The sequence below is a fragment of the Erwinia sp. AnSW2-5 genome, assembly GCF_045107195.1.
Taxonomy (GTDB): Bacteria; Pseudomonadota; Gammaproteobacteria; order Enterobacterales; family Enterobacteriaceae; genus Erwinia.
In genome coordinates this window covers 1-18881 of record NZ_JBJGXA010000001.1, presented here as the reverse complement: position 1 = coordinate 18881, position 18881 = coordinate 1, and the positions used below count along the sequence as shown (strand labels likewise).

General features: G+C 54.7%; 18 protein-coding genes. 10 read left to right on the top strand and 8 right to left on the bottom strand.

Features of this window, described 5'->3' with window-relative positions:
* Nucleotides 1-682 precede the first annotated feature (682 nt).
* The 3 genes from eptB to ACFL9S_RS00080 form a co-directional block, all read right to left on the bottom strand.
* The gene (gene eptB / locus ACFL9S_RS00090) at nt 683-2359 is read right to left on the bottom strand and encodes a kdo(2)-lipid A phosphoethanolamine 7''-transferase (RefSeq protein ID WP_405259577.1); all 1677 of its coding nucleotides are present in this window, start codon (nt 2357-2359) and stop codon (nt 683-685) included.
* 314 nt (nt 2360-2673) lie between these two features.
* Nucleotides 2674-3102: an organic hydroperoxide resistance protein gene (locus ACFL9S_RS00085; protein ID WP_405259576.1), complete on the bottom strand. Its 429-nt coding sequence runs from the start codon at nt 3100-3102 to the stop codon at nt 2674-2676.
* An 89-nt stretch (nt 3103-3191) separates the two neighbouring features.
* Complete coding sequence (locus ACFL9S_RS00080) at nt 3192-3650, bottom strand: MarR family winged helix-turn-helix transcriptional regulator (protein ID WP_405259575.1); 459 nt, start codon at nt 3648-3650, stop codon at nt 3192-3194.
* A 62-nt stretch (nt 3651-3712) separates the two neighbouring features.
* Here ACFL9S_RS00080 and ACFL9S_RS00075 point away from each other — a divergent pair, with 62 nt between their 5' ends.
* From ACFL9S_RS00075 to ACFL9S_RS00045, 7 genes are all read left to right on the top strand, one after another.
* A complete protein-coding gene (locus ACFL9S_RS00075) occupies nt 3713-4297 on the top strand; it encodes an HD domain-containing protein (protein ID WP_405259574.1) in 585 nt (194 codons plus the stop codon).
* 201 nt (nt 4298-4498) lie between these two features.
* Nucleotides 4499-5035 (top strand): hypothetical protein, encoded by a 537-nt coding sequence (locus ACFL9S_RS00070; RefSeq protein ID WP_405259573.1) that lies wholly within the window; start codon nt 4499-4501, stop codon nt 5033-5035.
* A 223-nt stretch (nt 5036-5258) separates the two neighbouring features.
* Nucleotides 5259-6362 carry an ABC transporter ATP-binding protein gene (locus ACFL9S_RS00065; RefSeq protein ID WP_405259572.1) on the top strand — a complete coding sequence of 368 codons (1104 nt, stop codon included), beginning with the start codon at nt 5259-5261 and terminating at the stop codon, nt 6360-6362.
* A gap of 28 nt (nt 6363-6390) precedes the next feature.
* Nucleotides 6391-7671, top strand: coding sequence for an ABC transporter substrate-binding protein (locus ACFL9S_RS00060; RefSeq protein WP_405259571.1), 1281 nt, complete (start codon nt 6391-6393; stop codon nt 7669-7671).
* Nucleotides 7672-7680: 9 nt separating this feature from the next.
* Entirely contained in the window at nt 7681-8592 is a 912-nt protein-coding gene (locus tag ACFL9S_RS00055; RefSeq protein WP_405259570.1) for a carbohydrate ABC transporter permease, read from the top strand.
* Nucleotides 8589-9428: a carbohydrate ABC transporter permease gene (locus ACFL9S_RS00050; protein ID WP_405259569.1), complete on the top strand. Its 840-nt coding sequence runs from the start codon at nt 8589-8591 to the stop codon at nt 9426-9428. The genes ACFL9S_RS00055 and ACFL9S_RS00050 overlap by 4 nt, the downstream gene beginning before the upstream one ends.
* Before the next feature lie 11 nt (nt 9429-9439).
* Entirely contained in the window at nt 9440-10381 is a 942-nt protein-coding gene (locus ACFL9S_RS00045) for a metallophosphoesterase (protein ID WP_405259568.1), read from the top strand.
* A 44-nt stretch (nt 10382-10425) separates the two neighbouring features.
* Here the strand turns inward: ACFL9S_RS00045 and ACFL9S_RS00040 are convergent, their stop codons facing one another.
* Nucleotides 10426-11088, bottom strand: a complete 663-nt coding sequence (locus ACFL9S_RS00040) for a hypothetical protein (protein WP_405259567.1) — start codon at nt 11086-11088, stop codon at nt 10426-10428.
* A 273-nt stretch (nt 11089-11361) separates the two neighbouring features.
* Here ACFL9S_RS00040 and ACFL9S_RS00035 point away from each other — a divergent pair, with 273 nt between their 5' ends.
* Nucleotides 11362-12213 (top strand): aldo/keto reductase, encoded by an 852-nt coding sequence (locus ACFL9S_RS00035; protein WP_405259566.1) that lies wholly within the window; start codon nt 11362-11364, stop codon nt 12211-12213.
* Between the two features lie 97 nt (nt 12214-12310).
* On the opposite strand, the gene ACFL9S_RS00030 is transcribed toward ACFL9S_RS00035, so the two are convergent.
* The 4 genes from ACFL9S_RS00030 to ACFL9S_RS00015 all read right to left on the bottom strand — a co-directional run bounded on the left by ACFL9S_RS00030 (nt 12311) and on the right by ACFL9S_RS00015 (nt 17180).
* Nucleotides 12311-12991: an oligogalacturonate-specific porin KdgM family protein gene (locus tag ACFL9S_RS00030; protein WP_405259565.1), complete on the bottom strand. Its 681-nt coding sequence runs from the start codon at nt 12989-12991 to the stop codon at nt 12311-12313.
* Nucleotides 12992-13015: 24 nt separating this feature from the next.
* Nucleotides 13016-15088 carry a right-handed parallel beta-helix repeat-containing protein gene (locus tag ACFL9S_RS00025; RefSeq protein WP_405259564.1) on the bottom strand — a complete coding sequence of 691 codons (2073 nt, stop codon included), beginning with the start codon at nt 15086-15088 and terminating at the stop codon, nt 13016-13018.
* 89 nt (nt 15089-15177) lie between these two features.
* Nucleotides 15178-16752, bottom strand: coding sequence for an MFS transporter (locus ACFL9S_RS00020; RefSeq protein ID WP_405259563.1), 1575 nt, complete (start codon nt 16750-16752; stop codon nt 15178-15180).
* 107 nt (nt 16753-16859) lie between these two features.
* On the bottom strand, nt 16860-17180 hold the full coding sequence (locus tag ACFL9S_RS00015) for a hypothetical protein (RefSeq protein ID WP_405259561.1): 321 nt from the start codon (nt 17178-17180) through the stop codon (nt 16860-16862).
* 76 nt (nt 17181-17256) lie between these two features.
* On the opposite strand from ACFL9S_RS00015, the gene ACFL9S_RS00010 reads away from it, so the two are divergent.
* Nucleotides 17257-18438, top strand: coding sequence for an oligogalacturonate lyase family protein (locus ACFL9S_RS00010; protein WP_405259560.1), 1182 nt, complete (start codon nt 17257-17259; stop codon nt 18436-18438).
* A gap of 3 nt (nt 18439-18441) precedes the next feature.
* Nucleotides 18442-18762, top strand: a complete 321-nt coding sequence (locus tag ACFL9S_RS00005) for a cupin domain-containing protein (protein WP_405259558.1) — start codon at nt 18442-18444, stop codon at nt 18760-18762.
* Nucleotides 18763-18881 lie beyond the last annotated feature (119 nt).

The window sequence follows — 18881 nt, the reverse complement described above, 5'->3', positions numbered from 1 at the left end:
AAATCGGGGTAGTTACGCCGGCCGATAATATTTTTTGAGTGGCCTGTGCGTGGTGCCTTGCGGCATCAGTCAATCTGACGGGATGTGGAGAGGTTCTGACGATGCAGAAACTATCAGAAAAATCCCCTTACCTTTTGTACTGAGGCTTCAATTTGTCAATTGTTTCAGGGAACGTCAATACAAGCGTAGGGTATTTACGCAGAGTGTGAGAAACAGCAAGCAAATATAAAAAAAACAATTCAATAACATTTATAGAGCAAAACACCATAAATTGTGATTAATGCCACATCAAGCTCTGGTTTAATGGCGCAGCCTCAGCACATCACGTCGAAAAAAAACCCACAAAATAATCCAAAAATAGCTGATTAGCACCCGATAAAATTGTCTATATGGCTAACTTATAGATAAAAATGCTGCAACGCTAAGATAAGAAACAGGCAACAAGTCACATTCGGTCATAAGAAAAACGCGTCGCGAATTAAGTGGCAATCCAGGCAGGATAAGGATTTATGCGGTGTTATGGGAATTTGTTTGCAAGAAAAGGGAGTGTTCAGAGGTTAAGCAGCAGCAGATTATTCCGTGTTTAGCGTCGTGGAAACTGGCTGACCGAAAAAGAAGGTCAGCCATTACGGGTCAGGATGCCGCGTCCCGTGCCACAGATCTGCACCCGCCGTGATGACGGTTACGGCTGTTTTGGATCGGCACACCAGTTGTTGGCCTGTTTAATCCCGCCATTGGCAGAAGTATAGCCGAGGCATCCCATGATGGTGTCAAACAGCTCAACGTGGCGGTGCGTCTTGCCTGCTTTCTGCTCTGCCTGTAAGCGCTCGAACGCGCTCTTATTCGTTGGGTCTGCCAGATATTTATCCGACGCCCAGACAATCATCGGCACACGGAACTGCTCTGGCGGCGCCATACTGCGTGGCGTACCGTGCAGGTGCATGTTTTCGCTGATGGACTCACCATGATCGGCGGCGTAAAACACAATCGCTTTCTTATCGCGGAGTTGGTCAAACACGCTATCCAGCATGGTATCAACATACAGAATAGAGTTGTCATACGCGTTAATCAGCATCGCTTTACTGCAGGTATCATCCACGCCCAGGCACTCCGGCTGGTAGCGGGCGAACTCACGCGGATAACGCTGAGAATAGAGATAGTGAGAACCCTTGGTATGCAGGATCACCAGATGCTTACCCTTCGGGTGGTCATCGAGCGACAATTTCAGCTCCGGGATCAGCAACATATCGTCCACTGATTTCCCCTGGTTACGCTTCTCTGAGCCAATCTGCTCGCGGAAGGCATAGCTGTCGGCATTGGTGTTGTTGTAGAACCACACCTCACTCTGCATGGCGAACAGATCCGAACTCCAGCCCAGCGATTTCAACACGGAAAAAACATTTTGCTCTTTCAGCGTGCGTCCCGGGTTATCCATCGTTCCCCCTTCACGCACAAACATGCAGCGCAGGGAGAGTTTGGTGGAGGTATCACAGGACTCACCACGAAACGCCACCAGGTTCTTCTCTTTCGCCAGCTTCGGCGTGTTATCACGCTCGTAGCCCAGCAGCCCCATATGATCCCAGCGGGTGGTTTCACCAATCACGAACACCACGTAGGTATCATCCAGCCCTTCGGGAGCCTTATAAGTGAAGTTTTTCGCCGGATCGAACAGGTCATTGCTGTCCATTTTCTCGTCATAGCTGGTGTAGGCAAACAGCCCGACCGCCGTGAGCCAGTTGGATGGCAGATAAGAGTGCGCCACCACGCCGCCATAACTCGGCAGGTCAACGTTGGTCAGCTTCTCGTTGGCGCTTTGTACCTTATCGAAGTAGCGAATAGGACCCCAGGTCAGCAGCAGGGCCAGCAGCAGCGTCAATAATGGCTTGATACGTTGTCCCGGCGTTTTGAGCTGCTCCAGCAGCGTCATACGCAAGCTGCTCCACCAGATCAATGCCAGCGGGATCAGACTGACCAGCACCATCCACAGCACAAAGTGATAGCCGACAACTTCTTTAGACAGGTCGGTATCGGTGGTCATGACTGAAGCGACAATGCCGTAACCAATCACGACATTAAAGAAAGCCATATAGTAGCTGGCGGAAACGGAGATCAGCACCAGCAAGCTGGTGGCGATACGCCAGAACATTTTTCCACCCAGCGACAGCAGACGTAACAGGAAGAAGGTCAGCAGGACCGCTGCCACCCCTTCCGCCAGCGCTGACAGCCATTGCATCATTTCAAACTTAGCGAGGAAGGGATCAAATCGACGATAAAATACCGGAAGATTTAAAAACAGCCCGATGTAGACAGCCAGCAACAGCGACAATTTTTGCTGGGTAAACAGTTTAATAGAATTCATTCGACCTTAATCCTGGCGTAACCTAAACGATTGCTAACACGATCTGAACGCTAATCAGACCCTGGCACCGCGTCAGAGTTCGGACGCAACACCGATAAACCTTAAGGCCGTCCATAACCAGAGGATTCTTATGACAAATGAGGGGGGGTGACAATCCATCGCAGGGGACGTAGTTAAACACACTCAGCGGGGTTAGTCTGTGAGCATATGTCATTTCGGCATTTTACGTATCAATGAGAGGAGTGATCTGAATCGTGCACGATCAGGTACGGCAGGTAACAAGATAACCAGGGCCGCAGCCCCGGTCAGAGGACTTAGTTGATGATATTCAACGTCACATCAATATTGCCCTGGGTGGCATTAGAGTAAGGGCAGACGATGTGAGCCGCGTCGACCAGCTTTTTCGCCTCAGCACTGTCCATGCCCGGCAGGTGAATGTTGAGGGTCGCTTCGATGCCAAAGCCGGTCGGCAATGGACCAATGCCCACTTCCCCTTCCACAAACGCCTCTTTTGGCATGGCGAACTTATCGCGGCCCGCCACAAACTTCATCGCACCGAGGAAGCAGGCAGAGTAACCCGCTGCGAACAGCTGCTCAGGGTTAGTCACATTCCCACCTGCACCGCCCATCTCTTTCGGCAGGCCCAGCTGGATATCCAGCACACCATCGGAAGAAGTAGCACGGCCTTCACGACCACCGGTGGCTTTCGCTTTCGCACGGTAAACAACATTTTCTAATGACATGAACGGTTTCCTTTCTTGATTGAACACGCGATTAAATCGCGCACTATTTACATGGATAAACGCATAGCAATCTCATGACCGCAGAGCGATTAGCCGTTAAGGTTATCGCGCAGCACTTCCAGCTCGCCTTTCAGCGACTGTAATTTTTCCAGCTCACAGGCCGAAGCACAGCGCACTGACTCAGGAATATTCAGAGCCTGCTGACGCAGTTCCTTGCCCTGTGCTGTCAGCGTGACCACCACCTGGCGCTCATCTTTGCGCGAACGCAAACGGTGCAGCAACCCGGCAGTTTCAAGACGTTTAAGCAGCGGCGTCAGCGTCGCGGAGTCAAGAAACAGACGTTCTCCGATTTCAGACACCGTCACATCATCCTGTTCCCACAGCACCATCATCACCAGATATTGCGGATAGGTGATATTCAGCGGTGCCAGCAACTGCCGGTAAAGCTTATGCAGCGCCAGGTTGGCGGAATAGAGCGCAAAGCACAGTTGCTGGTCGAGCAACAGTGGCGAAGTCGCCGCTTTTTTGTCATCTTTATTTATCGTCATGGAAATAATATAGATAGCGCACTATAAAATTGCAAGCAACTTTATTGGCAGAGGGAAAAACGATGCAGACACTGGAAGAACGGGCGCAGCGCTACGCCAGCAAAGCCCATGCCGCTGCGGATCAACGCCGAAAATACACCGATGAGCCTTATATCGTTCACCCGGCTGCCGTCGTCGAGCTGGTGCGCAGCGTCAGCGACGATGAAGAGATGCTGGCGGCGGCCTGGCTGCACGATACCGTTGAAGACACCGGCAGTACGCTGGAGGATATCCGCAGCCATTTCGGCGAACGAGTGGCTTCGCTGGTTGAGATGCTGACCAACCGGGGTGCTGTTGCCGGGCAGAACCGCACCGCGCGAAAGCTGGCCCATTTTCGCCATACCCAGCAGGCTTCCGCCGATGCGCAGACCATCAAACTGGCGGATATTATCGACAACACCCGCTCGATTATTCATTTTGACCCACATTTTGCACGGGTCTATCTGATTGAAAAACGAGTACAAATTCGCCTGCTGACCGCAGGTCATGCCGCCCTGCACCAGATGGCCGAACAGGTTATCGAACAGGGAATTGCCCAGCTTGGGCAACCTCCGCATAACGTTCCCCCCCACTGGTTTGAACAACAGGAAGAAAAATATCATTTATAACAATGTGTTGATTTAAAAATAAGCAAAATATATGACATTCTGTGCGATAAAACCCTCAACCGCATAAAATGGCCAGTCTCAGTAAGCCACATCCCTATCATTGCCTCCCAGTTTTCACCGGGAGGTAATATGACAACTGATACCATCATAATAAGAAATAAAATACTCGCATTCCTGGGTTCAGCCCTCTTTCTCAGTGTCATGATGGGACTGGTTTTTATTGATGTGGTCTGGATGCACGATGCGCTTCACGAGGCCTCGTTGACCGAGTGTGCTCAGGAAATCATGCTGGCCATTATCGCCCTGCTGTTCTTCCATCGCGCCTGGCGCTCCCCCGTAAAGCGCCCGATCGCGGTACTGGTGGGCGGATTCTTCGGTTGCATGCTGATCCGTGAACTGGATTTTCTTTTCGATCTCCTCTCGCACGGCAGCTGGTTCTGGTTTGCCCTCGCGCTGGCACTGGCATGTACCGCCATTGCGCTGCGCAATCCACGCGGTATCGTCTTCGGGTTGGCCAGATTTATGACGCATCCGGGATGGGGCATGATGTCGGCCGGTATGCTGACCATCCTGGTGTTCTCACGCCTGTTTGGTATTCATCAACTCTGGGAAAATCTGATGCTGGATAGCTATATCCGCACGGTAAAAAACATGGCGGAAGAAGGCAGTGAACTGCTGGGTTACAGCCTGTGTATGCTCGCCACGGTGCGCTATTTATGGCCGTGCAAACACCCGTAGTGGCCGATCTTCTGTTTCGATCGGCCAGCCCCCCGACCTGACCCGCGGTGTACACCATCAGCACGGGATGACCGAAAAGAAGGTCATCCCCTACCGACAGAACGGCGTGAAGATCGGGATAGGTGCCGACCCGCGTCTTTAAAGCGTCATCCGCTGTTAATAAAAAGTTCATTCAGCCCCGCTAGCTTAGGCCCACTTCTTATTGCAAAGACGCACTGCTGGCATGAGCTATCTCTCTCTTCACCATATTCACAAAGCCTGGGGCACCAAAACCGCGCTGAACGACATTAGCTTTGAGGTGGCAGAGGGTGATTTTATCGCGCTGCTCGGGCCTTCTGGCTGTGGCAAGTCGACCATGCTACGCACCATTGCCGGGCTGGAATCGGCCGACAGTGGCGCGATCTATTTCCAGCAGTCCGACGTGACGGCACTGCCGCCTTCGCAGCGTAAGCTGTCGATGGTGTTCCAGTCTTACGCGCTGTTCCCCCATCTGAATGTGCGGGAAAACCTGCTGTTCGGGCTGCGCGCCAGGGGTGAAGACAAGCGTCATTTTCCCTCACGCCTGGCCGACGTCAGCCGCCTGATGGAGCTGGAACCGCTGCTTGACCGCCTGCCGTCACAGCTCTCCGGCGGCCAGCAGCAGCGCGTGGCGTTGGGCCGTGCCGTGATTGCCAACAATAAGCTCTGCCTGATGGATGAACCGCTGTCCAACCTCGATGCCAAACTGCGCCAGAGTATGCGCCGCGAGATCCGCGCCATTCAGAAAAAACTCGGCCTGACGATGCTCTACGTCACCCACGATCAGACCGAAGCCATGAGCATGGCCGATAAAATTATTTTGTTGAATGACGGCAGCATCGAGCAGCACGACACCCCGGATAACCTCTACAACAACCCGGCCACAATTTTTGCGGCGCAATTTATCGGTGCCCCGCCGATGAACATCATCCCGCTGCGCCGTGAAGGCAACCATCACTACCTTGGCGAGATGCCGATCCCGGTGGTGAGCTACAAGGCTGAAGCCTCGTTAAGTCTGGGATTACGCGCCGAAGATATCCAACTGACCTCATCCGAACACGCCGCGCTCACCGGTCGGGTCATCAGCTACGAATACATGGGCGCAGACACCTTGCTGGTCTGCCAGATCGCCGCCTGCGAGGAGCCGATCACCGTCAAAGTGGCGGGCATGAGGCGCTTCAGCGAACACAGTCTGGTCGGGCTGCAATGGTCTGCGACCAAACACTATTTCTTTGTCAGCGCCAGCGGCAAACGCTGCTACGGCGCGGAACAGAACGTTTTACCGTCAGAACAAAAATATGCTGTTTAACCACTCTTTTATCGCTCAAGGGAAAACCATGTCTCCAGTTCTCCGTTTCTCATGCCTGACGTCTGCCCTGTTACTCTGTGCTGCATCGTCTGCTTTCGCGGCCGATCCTGTCAAACTTCAGATGTACTACCCGATTGCCGTGGGTGGCAAGATCAGCCACACCGTCGATACGCTGGTCGCTGACTTTGAAAAACTGCACCCGGACGTCAGCATTCAGCCCGTTTATACCGGTGACTACGCCACGACCGTGACCAAAGCCCTGACCGCATTCCGCGGCGGCAATGCGCCACAGCTGGCCGTGATGGGTGATATCGAAGCCTATTCGCTGATCGACGCCGGGGCGATTACTGCGGCCAGCGACCTGGCGAATAACGCCGACGGCAAAAAGTGGATTGAAGGGTTCTACCCGGCATTTCTGCGCCATATCGAAGGCAAGGTGTGGGGCATCCCGTTCCAGCGTTCAACCGTGGTGATGTACTGGAACAAGCAGGCGTTTGAGAAAGCCGGCCTGGACGGCGAAACCCCGCCAGCCAACTGGCAGCAGGTGGTCGACTTCGGTAAAAAACTGGTGGTGAAAGACGACAAGGGCGTCAGCCAGTGGGGCATTGAGATCCCGTCCACGCCGAATGGCTACTGGAACTTCCAGGGCCTGGCCGCCACCAACGGCAGCCGTCTGGATAACGGCAAGGGCACCGCCGTGGCATTCAACACGCCCGCGAACGTCGAAACCTTGCAGTGGCTGACCAACCTCGGCCAGAAAGAGGGCGTGTCACCGAAAGGCGCGATTGCCTGGAGCACCACCCCGCAGGACTTTATCAGCGGCAAAACCGCCATGATGGTGACCACCACCGGGAACCTGACCACGGTGCGTGACCACGCCAAATTCCCGTTCGGCGTGGCGATGCTGCCGGAGAAAACCCAGCGCGGCAGCCCGACCGGCGGCGGTAACCTCTACGTGTTCAAAAACGCCACCCCGGCGCAGCAAAAAGCCGCGATGACGTTTATCCGCTGGGTCTCTGCCCCTGAGCAGGCCGCGCGCTGGAGTATCGCAACCGGCTACGTGGCAACGTCACCTGCCGCGTGGGACACCACGGTGATGCAGGATTACGTCAAACAGGTGCCGCAGGCCCTGGTCGCGCGTGAGCAGCTGAAATATTCCCAGCCTGAACTGTCGACCTACAACAGCGTGCAGATTCAGGATGCCCTGAACCATGCGGTTGAAGCGGCCGTCACTCAGGAGAAAACCCCTGAGCAGGCGCTGGAGTCTGCGCAGAAGCAGGCCGATCGCTTGCTGAAACCTTACCAGTAACGGACGCCCATGCGCTCTCTTCACACTCTGGTGCCGGCTGCCCGCAAGCGCGGTCTGTCGATACAGATTTATGGCTACCTGCTGCTGTTACCGGCACTGGGTTTTCTGCTGACGTTTACCCATTATCCGGCCGTTGCCACGATGTGGGAGAGCCTGTTCTCTGCGGCGCGCAATGGACATCCGGCCCGGTTCGTCGGGCTGGATAACTATGCCGCGCTGCTGGATGACGATATTTTTATGCTGTCGCTGCGGAATAACCTGCTGTATGCAGCGGTCACTATTCCGCTGTCAGTGGGGCTAGCCCTGCTGATGGCGCTGGCGGTCAATCGCCGCCTGCGCGGCAGCGCGCTGACCCGCGCCGCCTTTTTTATTCCGTCACTGCTGCCGATGATCGCCATCGCCAACCTGTGGCTGTTTTTCTACACGCCGCAGCTCGGCCTGCTCAACCAGCTGCTGTCGCTGTTTTCGCTGCCGCCCGTCAACTGGCTGGGGGATCCTGACAGTGCGCTCTGGAGCCTGATGGCCGTTTCCGTGTGGCGCGAAGCCGGATTCTTTATGATTTTCTATCTGGCAGCATTACAGCAGATCGACCCGCGACTGAGTGAAGCCGCAGACATTGAAGGTGCCTCACGCCGCTATTTCTTCCGCCGCGTGCAGTGGCCGCTACTGATGCCCACCACGCTGTTTATTCTGATCAACGCCTCGATGAACGCGTTCCGCATCGTCGACCAGGTGATCGCCATGACCAACGGTGGACCAAATAACAGCAGCAGCCTGCTGCTCTATTACATCTACCGTACCGCCTTCAGCTTCTGGGATTTACCGGCCGCGTCCGCCATGACCGTGGTGCTGCTGGTGATCCTCGGCGCGATTGCGTTAATCAAATTCCACCTGCTGGATAAGCGAGCGCATTACCAATGAGCCTGACCATGACGCTGCCCGCGCGGCCGTTTTCTCTGGGCCGCCTGTGCCTGAATCTGGCGATCTGGCTGGCCGCCCTGCTGTGGTTTTTACCGATTCTGGTGGCGGTCTGGGTCGCCATTCACCCGGCATCGGATCAGGGCACTTTTGTGCTGTTTTCGCCGCTGACATTGCAGAACTTTATCGATGCCTGGCATGCCGCACCGTTCGCCCGCTACTTTCTTAACACCACGCTGCTGGTGCTGATGATTGTTGCCTGCCAGCTGGTGCTGGCGACGATGGCGGCCTATGCGCTGGTGCGTTTTCGCCTGAAGTTCTCCGGGCTGCTGTTTGCCCTGATCCTGCTCCAGCTGATGATCAGCCCCGATGTGCTGATCCTCAACAATTACAAAACCGTGGGGGCGCTGGGGCTGCGCGACACGCTGTGGGGCATTGCGCTGCCCTATCTGGCTTCGGCGTTTGCCATTTTCCTGCTGCGTCAGACGTTTAAAAGTATTCCACTGGTGCTGGAAGAAGCGGCGATCGTTGAAGGGGCCAACCGCTGGACCATTCTGCGCCGTATTTATGTGCCTCTGGCCAAACCGGTGTATATCGCGTTTGCACTGGTATCGATCAGCTTCCACTGGAACGATTTCCTCTGGCCGCTGGTGATCACCGACTCCGTCAACGTACGGCCGATTACCGTCGGCTTGCAGCTGTTTTCCGCCCCGGAACAAGGGGTACAGTGGGCGCTGGTCGGGGCCGCAACGCTGATGACGTCATTGCCGTTGCTGGTGCTGTTCCTGGTTTTCCAGCGTCAGTTTGTTCAGTCGTTTATGCGTGCCGGTATCCGCTAACGGAGCGAGTTATGTCTTTTGAAACCACACCTCACCCGCTTTCTTCTCTGCAACGCCAGGCGCTGGGCGCGGCGGCCATGCTGTATCAGCCACCGGTGATGCGTTCCACTCACCCGGCCGACAGCACGCTACGCTTTGGCCTGATTGCCGACCCGCAGTACGCCGATGTGGACGCGGATGTGCCTAAAAATCTTTATTACCGCCATGCGCTGCACAAGCTGCCAAAGGCGATTGCCACCTTTAACCGCAAGCCGCTCGATTTTGTCGTGACGCTGGGCGACCTGGTGGATCGTCACTGGTCAAGCTATCAGGCGCTGCTGCCGCTGTATGAAACACTGCATCATCCGCACGCCATTGTGATTGGCAACCATGATGCACAGGTGATTTCCGACCGCCTGAAATCGGCGCACACGCCGCCAGCGGGCTTACCGAAAAGCTATTATCAGTTCCGTCTCGCGGGCTACCGCTTTATCGTGTTCGACGGGAACGACATCAGCCTGTACTGCAATCAGGGCAATGGTGATGACCGTGAGCAGGCGAAAGCGATACTGGCCGACCTGGTGGCCCGTCAGCAGCCGCAGGCCGAACTGTGGAACGGCGCGGTGGGCAGCATTCAGCTGGCATGGATTGAAGCGCAGCTGCAACAGGCGCAGCAGCGGGGGGAAACCGTGGTGGTGTTTGGTCACTATCCACTGGCCCCGCACACCGGCCATATTCTGTGGAACGGCGGTGAACTGGCCGATTTGCTGTGCCGCTACCAGGTACGTGCCTGCTTTACCGGGCATGACCATCGCGGCGGCTATGTACGCCGTGACAATACCGATTTTATTATTATGAAAGGGATGCTCGACGGCGCGGAAGAGGTGCCGTTTGCGGTGGTGGAACTGCTGGATGGCGTATTGACGGTAAGGGGATATAGTAACGAAGTCAGTCGGATACTGACAAAAGATTAGCGGTTATCTGCCTCTGGCGGCCACCTGACAGGTGGCCCTGGAATTCACCGTATCTCACGCTCAAAAATGCTGTACGGCGAGTACCGTTCAGAATAGTTCACAATGGAAATGCCCAGACTCTTTGCTTTTTCCTGCGCAAGGGCCATTTTACTCTCCATGTAGGTATGGCCATACCGCATCGGGTCTGGCGTACCATGCCCGTAAAAGAAATCTTTCTCAAATCCCTGAAAGTAATTATCAGACCACTCTTTGATGGTTTTCTCTTTTTTATCATTAAAGTCATTCTGAATATTAGGGATGTCATCTGCCAGCCATTTATCAAGTTTGTTTTGGTTATAGTCGTGATCAAACCCGAGCAACCCTATTTTCTCTGGCGATAAACTCAGCATTATCCAGTACAGCGCCTGGAAAAATGAGGTATAGCCAATCGCTTTTTCCAGCTCAAACCCGGAAACACCCTGAAAGCCCAACCGGCTGGCCCCCTGATTCAGGGCAGCAGTATAATCCTCATAGCTGATCTCTTTTTTATAATTACCCTTTAGAGGATGATTTTCCTGTGGGAAATCGGCCGGGTGAACCCAGTAATCGAATTCACCGCCCTCATAGATACGCCAGGCATTATTGAGACACACTTTGATATGGTCATGATATTGATCGCGCCGCGCCTGTAACGCCGACAGACCACTTCCGATAAACAGAACCTTCATTCAATATAATCCTTTATATTTTCAATACGTTAATCATTCACCTTCTGAATGATCATGATCCAAAACGCGGTATGAACCTATCAGGTCAGGCTGATGCTGCCAATGAGCAGAACGGCTATTTTTCAATGAAATGACTCAACATGTTTGATGCCATTCGACCCGTTTTTCTTCATTTCATGAATCACATTCATCAAGGCTAGCGGATTACAGGGGCTAATCTGATAAGTCGGTTTACGTTAGGCTATTCCCTGAGCCAATCGAGGGGGAAACAAGATGCAAACTGTAGCACTGAATAACGGCGTGACGATGCCGCTGTTGGGATTTGGCGTCTTCCAGATGACCGATGCCGCCGAATGCGAGCGTGCCGTCCTTGACGCCATTGACACCGGCTACCGGCTGATTGATACCGCCGCGTCGTATCAGAATGAATCGCAGGTGGGCAATGCGTTGCAACGCAGCGGCATCGCGCGTGACGAGCTGTTTATCACTACCAAGTTATGGTTGCAGGACGCCAGCTATGAAGGGGCGAAAGCGCAGTTCGAGCGATCCCTGAATCGCCTTAAGCTGGACTATGTGGATCTCTATCTGATTCATCAGCCTTACGGCGACGTCCACGGAGCCTGGCGCGCAATGGAAGAGCTGCATCAGGCCGGGAAAATCCGCGCCATTGGCGTCAGTAATTTCCATCCAGACCGCCTGGCCGATGTGATGGCATTTAATCAGGTGGTGCCTGCCGTCAACCAGATCGAAGTGAATCCCTTCAATCAGCAGCTGCACGCCATACCGTGGATGCAGAGCCGGGGTATTCAACCTCAGGCCTGGGCACCCTTTGCCGAAGGCAGAAATAATTTGTTCCAGCATCCGCTGCTGGCCGCCATCGGTGCGAAATACGGCAAAAGCGTGGGACAGGTGATTTTACGCTGGCTATTCCAACGCGGCATTCCCTCGCTGGCGAAAACCGTACGCAAAGCGCGCATGGAGGAGAACATCAATATTGCCGATTTCACCCTGAGTCAGGATGAAATGACGCAGATCGCCGCCCTCGATACCGCCACCAGCGCTTTCTTCTCCCACCGCGATCCGGCGATGGTCGAATGGCTGACGCAACGAAAACTCGACGTCTGAGACGGCAACGTATTCAGGCTATCAGACACGCTCAGAACGCTAAAACAGGTGATGCGCCCACTGGAACCCGGCGGGCGCAACGCATTAGCCGTCAGCGTTAAAAACTGTACTGAACCCCGATGCGCAGGCGGGTCTGCCTGTCATCGGCGGTTTTGCTGACGGACACATCCCCCACCTCCACATACGGCGTCCACTGTTTATTGATGTTATACGCCACCTTCAGATCCTGCTCATAATCCCATTTGTCGTTGTCGTATAACACCTGGTCACTGTGCTTATAAATATAGTTATATTCGAAGCGCCAGTCCGCCAGACGATAACCCAGCCAGAATTCACCGCGATTGGTTTTCTTATCATCCGTATTTTCTTTCGTCGAGCGCGTGTATTCATAACGATAGCGCACGTTAAAATAAATACCGTTATCAAACTGATATCCGGTGGTTAAAAACGGCTTATAAATACTGTTATCCGAGCTGGACTCCAGGGTGAACCCCGGCTGCAGGAACCAGGCAGGTGTGACTTTGTACTGATAGCTGACGGTGCTTTCTGTACCGCTATCTACCAGATCGGTAAAGGCTTTATTCTGATTATCGCCCCCCGATTTCCATTTGGCTTCCAGTGAAAAGCCGATGCCATTATCAAACCGGTGTGACACCATGAACCGATCTTTATGTTGTTTACTGTCATCCAGCCATTCATGGCGAACGTCGAGAGTGACGGCCTGACTACTGGCGCTGGCCAGCAGCAGACCGCAGAGCAGCAGTCTGTTATTTTTCATTGAGTTATCCCAGAGATATTGATGTTATTTTTGGATCGTATTTTTAATTAATTCACTCGTTTTCACGCGATAAAAAATATTGGTGTCGTCGGCATTGCCGCTGACCACATCGTCATATTTTCCCGGCACCGTGCGCAGCGAAATATTGCCGCTAAAGGTGCCCTGTTTATCCGCCGTGGTGTAAGGCGACGGACGGAACAGGAAGTTAAAACGCCGGTTATCCAGCGCGCGGTTGCCTTCAATCACCAGCGCGCCAGGATTGAAGTTATCGCTGAAACCATCCATGCCGTTGCTAAGCGCAATATTGTTTCTTGCCACATGCGCCACGGGCAATCCTTCGCCCCCCAGCTTGAAACCGTTGCTGCCGTTATTCACCGACAGGCTGTTTTCGATGGTGACGCTGCCGTTCGGGCCGTCTTCAATTTTGTTGAACAGGTCAAAACCGTCGTCGATATTGTCGTGGGAATAGCAGTTCACCAGGCGGTTGCCCTCACCGACGCGCATTTTCACCGCAAACCCATCGGCGTTTTTCCGCCCCGGATCCTGATTTCCCCAGGATTCGGCGTTGCTGATCAGGTTATGGCTGGCCCACAGCGCGCGGCCAATGCCGTCCGGTGACGCCACCCAGATGCCGGTATCATCGGCGTGATGGGCGCGAACGCGGTCGATATGGTTATGACTTCCGGCAATATGGAAACTCTTCTTCGTGACGGTAATACCCTGAATATGCCAGTAGCTGGCCTCCAGTTTCAGCCCGTTAAACACCACGTTATCGCCCTGCGGGCGCAGCATTTTGCGGTGCTTCGCTGTGCCGCTGGCCGTGGCCGGGATCACCGTAGCCGGATACTCGCCCTCCGCCAGCCACAGCGTGCCGCCCGGTGCTAACAGATTGACCGCGCTGGCCACATCCAGCGGATGCTCGCGTGAGCCATCGTTACCGGCCTTCCCCTGCGCTGACGCGTAAAGCGCATCCGGCTGGCTGACCTGCACCAGACTTAGCGGCGAGGTCTGAGCCAGGGGCTGGCCGTTATCCGGTGTAAAGGTGACATTGAGATCGCGCGACGTGGATGTCGCCTGCACCGGTATTACCACCACCTCACCGCCGCGCACGGTCTGGTTGAGCCGCATTTTCCCGCCCTGCTCAATGGCCAGCTGGCCGTTACCGTTAGTGCGCAGCTGGAACACGCCGTCACGCCGGGTGAGCCGGGGTGATGACATCACTTCGATACGCGGTGGCAGCGCGAGTGCGACATAAGGCACACCGGGCTGCGTATGCGCCTCACTGAGCGTTAACGTGGCGTGATCCACCGTGATGCTGGCATTACGTGACGCAAAGAAGCCGACGTAATAGTGGTTTTTATCCAGCTGGGTCACGCGATCTGCGCCCGTTACCGTTTTGCTGCTCCATGCGCTGCTGCCCTGGGGCGCATACGCCACCTCGAATCCGCTGTTGGTGCGGCTCAGGCGCAGTGAAAAATGCTGTGGCGTGCTCAGCGGTTGATAGGGTTCACGCACGATGCCGATGCCGGTATTGCCCCAGGGTTGCCGCACGCCCTGCCGGGCAACCAGCGCAACTTCTGGCGGCTTGTCACCGATCGCCATCACCGTGTTCATCACCATATTCGAGGCGGCCGGTAGCTCTTCAATACCCGGCTGAACCGTCGCCGAGCGTGCAGGGCCTAAAATATCGCGTACCAGTAATCCCGCCCCTTCCTGCCCGGCGGGTTTGGCGCCGTTTTCCGGGCCGAACTGGTTCAGCGTGATATCGGCTTCCAGCAGGAAATTGGCATCCGCCGGTAAGCGCGTATAGAAATACGTCAGGCCATCGTGGCTGTTCCCCACCTTGCCGCCGCGACTTTCCAGCGTAAAGGGCGTGGTGAGCAGGGTGCCTTCTGCCGGTACTGCCTTGCCTCCGGCCAGCAGGGTTTCATTTCGGCCGATTTTGTCGGCCAGCACGTTGGTGGCAAAATTAACGTCGGTCGACTGACCGAAGGTGATGCTGTGCCAGACCAGCTTGCCAGGCTCCGGCAGCGCGGCCGCAACGGGCGTACTCAGCCCGAGGGACAACGTGATAATACAGAGTTGACGTTCCCACATAATTATTCTCATCCTTCAGGCGCAGGGCGCCGCTGGCCGGGTTCTCCGGCCAGTGGGTAAGTGGATAAATCGCGCTTTAAATCAGGGTGTTACGGATGCTGCGTGCGGCTCACCAGCGGTTTCGCCTCAGGTTCTTCAGCCAGTTCAACCGCAGGCGTATCGAAGATTTTGCGACACACTTCGCTGTTACCCCAGCACTGTTCATACGGGTAGCCGATCAGCTCTTCCATCACTAACCGCACCTCCGGCTGAACATGGCCGATCAGGCCGCCTGCTTTGATCCTCGCCACTTCACCCAGTACCACCAGGTGCGTTTTGCGGTTCAGCTTCATCTGATGGCTGAAGACCATCGCCATCAGCGCCAGCGCAATCACGCCAACAAAGAACACCAGCGCAATCGCCGTAATGGCGCTTTCAGGCTGAGTATGTGATTTCGACTGGAAGCCGTAGAAGCTGAGGATGGAGCCCATCGCAAAGACAATCACCGAACGCATCAGCTTGCCGGAGAAGGTCATCGCACCGGCATAGATCCCTTCACGGCGACGGCCGGTAAAGGCTTCATCGATATCCGCCAGGAAGGTATAAACCGTCCACGGGATGTAATACACACCGCCCGTACCGATGCCGAAGATCACGGTAATGGTCAGCATCGCGGCAGTGGCGTACTGCTGCGGCAAATGCAGTAAGTGCAGCAGGCTGTAGCACCCCACGGAGAACACCACGATCCCCAAAGCCAGAATGTAAGGCTTACTGAAGCCGTGCTTCACACAGATGCCGATAAAGATCGCCGTGGAGAACAGTTGCAGCAGTGAGTTAAGGCTACTCAGCCCCGCGACCATCGTCGGATCGTATTGCAGGACGAAAATAATGAAGTAGGTGAAGACCGAAGCAAACAGCCACTCCGCGCCAAAACCACACAGGTACATGCCAAGATGCTTGCGGAACACGCGCAGATGGAAAGTCGACTTCATATCGCGCACCAGCGTCAGCATGGTTTTCGCCAGCGTCATTTTCTTCTCATTGACGGGCGTCGTCTCCTCTACCGGACGTTCCCAGGAGGAGAGATACAGCATGCCCATCGCCACGCACAAAATCACACCGTAGGTCACGGCAGTGAAGAAGAAGGGTTGTGCTGAGTCTTTGCCGTAGATCAGAATGAACTGGCCCGGAATAAACGCCGCCAGGAAGTTCGCGACCTTACCGAAAATCGCTTTGTAGCCGGTCAGCTTAGAGCGCGCCGAGAAGTCGGTGGTCATTTCCGTGGCGAGGGTTTCATACGGCACCATCACCGAGGTGTAGATCAGCTCAAACAGCACGTAAGTAGAAAGGTAATACCAGAACCCGAAGCCTTCCACCCACAGCAGCGGGTAGACCATCATCAGCGGGATACCCAGCAGGATAAAGAAGCGACGGCGGCCAAAACGTTTGCCGAGGCGGGTTTTACCGAAGTTATCGGAGAGATACCCCATCAACGGATTGCTGATAGCATCGATGATGCTGGCAACGGAGAAGATCGCCGAGGCCTGTAACAGCGTCAGCCCGCAAAAGGTCGTATAGAAGTAGAGTAACCAGATACCGGCAATCGCCAGCGCCCCGCTACCGAGTAAATTACCACCGCCGTATGCCAGCTGATGTCTGAAGAGAATTGGTTTTTCTGCGTTCATGTGAGCCCCGCCCAGAGAGATTTTATAAAATGAACCGTTGTTTTATTTTTATAGATACGGTGTTTTATATAGATAAGACGGATGAATAGATGTGAATTAACTCACAGTTAAAACAGCAGGCGATGATTTCTCAGACAGATTTGCGAGACATGTAACATTCTTATCCATAAAACAACTAAGCCTGCGTCACCTGGCCCGCAGTGATGCATGGTAAAAACGGTGATGCCGCTGTTATTTTTTACTACAATACAGACACTTAAATATAACAACTGGCCATCACCAGGCAGATCCGGCAAGAAAAAAATCGCCCGAAAAATGCGCTGTTTATCCCGTCGCCCTGCAGAAAAAGCGGCCGTTTTGTGATCGGCTTTGCATTTCTGGCAGCGACTGACCACGTTATTTTCTTCACGGTGGTAATGTGTTTTCATATTTATGAAACAGTATTTCAATTATATGAAGACGCTCAATTCAGAGCGACACTCATGGCCACCGATGGAGTGAATCATGGCAAAAGGTTCCCAGATCCAATTCAACTTCCACACCGTTCAGGATGCGCAGACCGGTGCCCGGGTGACGCGCTTAACGCCACCTGATGTGCTGTGCCACCGTAACTACTTCTATCAGAAGTGCTTTACCCGCGACGGCAGCAGGCTGCTGTTTGCCGGGGAGTTCGACGGGCATCGCAACTATTATCTGCTCGACCTGAAGACGCAGAAGGCGGTACAGCTGACCGAAGGCAAAGGCGATAACACCTTTGGTGGCTTCCTCTCGCCGGACGACCAGCACCTTTACTACGTGAAAAATGAACGCCTGCTGCAACGCGTTACGCTGGCCGACTTCAGTGAAGAAACCGTCTATCAGGTGCCGGAGGCCTGGGTCGGTTACGGCACCTGGGTAGCCAACAGCGAGTGCACCAGCCTGGTGGGCATTGAGATCAGCCGTGACGACTGGACGCCGCTGTCTGACTGGACGATTTTCCAGTCGTTCTATCACAGCAATCCGCACTGCCGACTGCTGCGCATTGATTTACTCAGCGGCCAGTCTCACGTTATCCACGAGAAGAATGAGTGGCTGGGGCACCCGATCTATCGTCCGTTTGATGACAGCACCGTGGCGTTCTGCCATGAAGGCCCGCACGATCTGGTGGATGCGCGCATGTGGCTGGTGAATGAAGACGGCAGCAACGTGCGTAAAGTGAAAGAACATGCGCCAGGGGAGAGCTGCACCCATGAGTTCTGGGTGCCGGATGGCTCGGCGCTGGTGTATGTCTCCTACCTGAAAGGCCAGCACGACCGGCATATTCGCCGCTTCGACCCGCAAACCGGGGAAGACATCAGCCTGATGACCATGCCCGCCTGTTCGCATCTGATGAGCAATGAGAACGGCACGCTGCTGGTCGGCGATGGCTCCGGCACGCCGGTGGATGTGAAGGACACCGCCAGCCACACCATTGAAAACGATCCGTGGCTGTATATTTTCGACGCGCAGACGCGCCAGTATGCGCCGCTGGCCGCACATAACAGTTCGTGGCGGGTGCTGGACGGTGACCGCCAGGTGACGCATCCGCACCCTTCGTTCTCACCGGACGACCGTCATGTGCTGTTCACCACCGATCATGAAGGGCTGCCTGCGCTCTATCTGGCCGAAATCCCCGATGCCCTGCTCCACTCATTACGCAAGGACTGAACCGTGTTTATCTACAGACAAGACAGACCCTTACAGGACCTGGGCGATGGCGTCAGCCGTCGCGTTCTGGCCCACGGCGGCAGCATGATGGCGGTGGAGGTCAGCTTTGAGACGGGCGCCATCGGCCCGATGCATCACCATGTGCATGAACAGCTCACCTATGTGCTCTCTGGCCGCTTCCGCTTTACCATCGGTGACGAAACTCACGAGGTGGGCGCGGGCGACACACTGTATAAAAAGCCGGACATTGTTCACGGCTGCATATGCCTGGAAAAAGGCGTGCTGTTAGACACCTTCACCCCGCAGCGGCAGGACTTTTTGTAAACTATCGCCCAATAAAAAACCGGTGCTTAATTGAACTGCACCCAAAAAGTTGGACACCCAACTGAGTAAGGTGCAGTACATGAAATACACCCTTGAATTCAAACTTGCTGCAGTCCGTT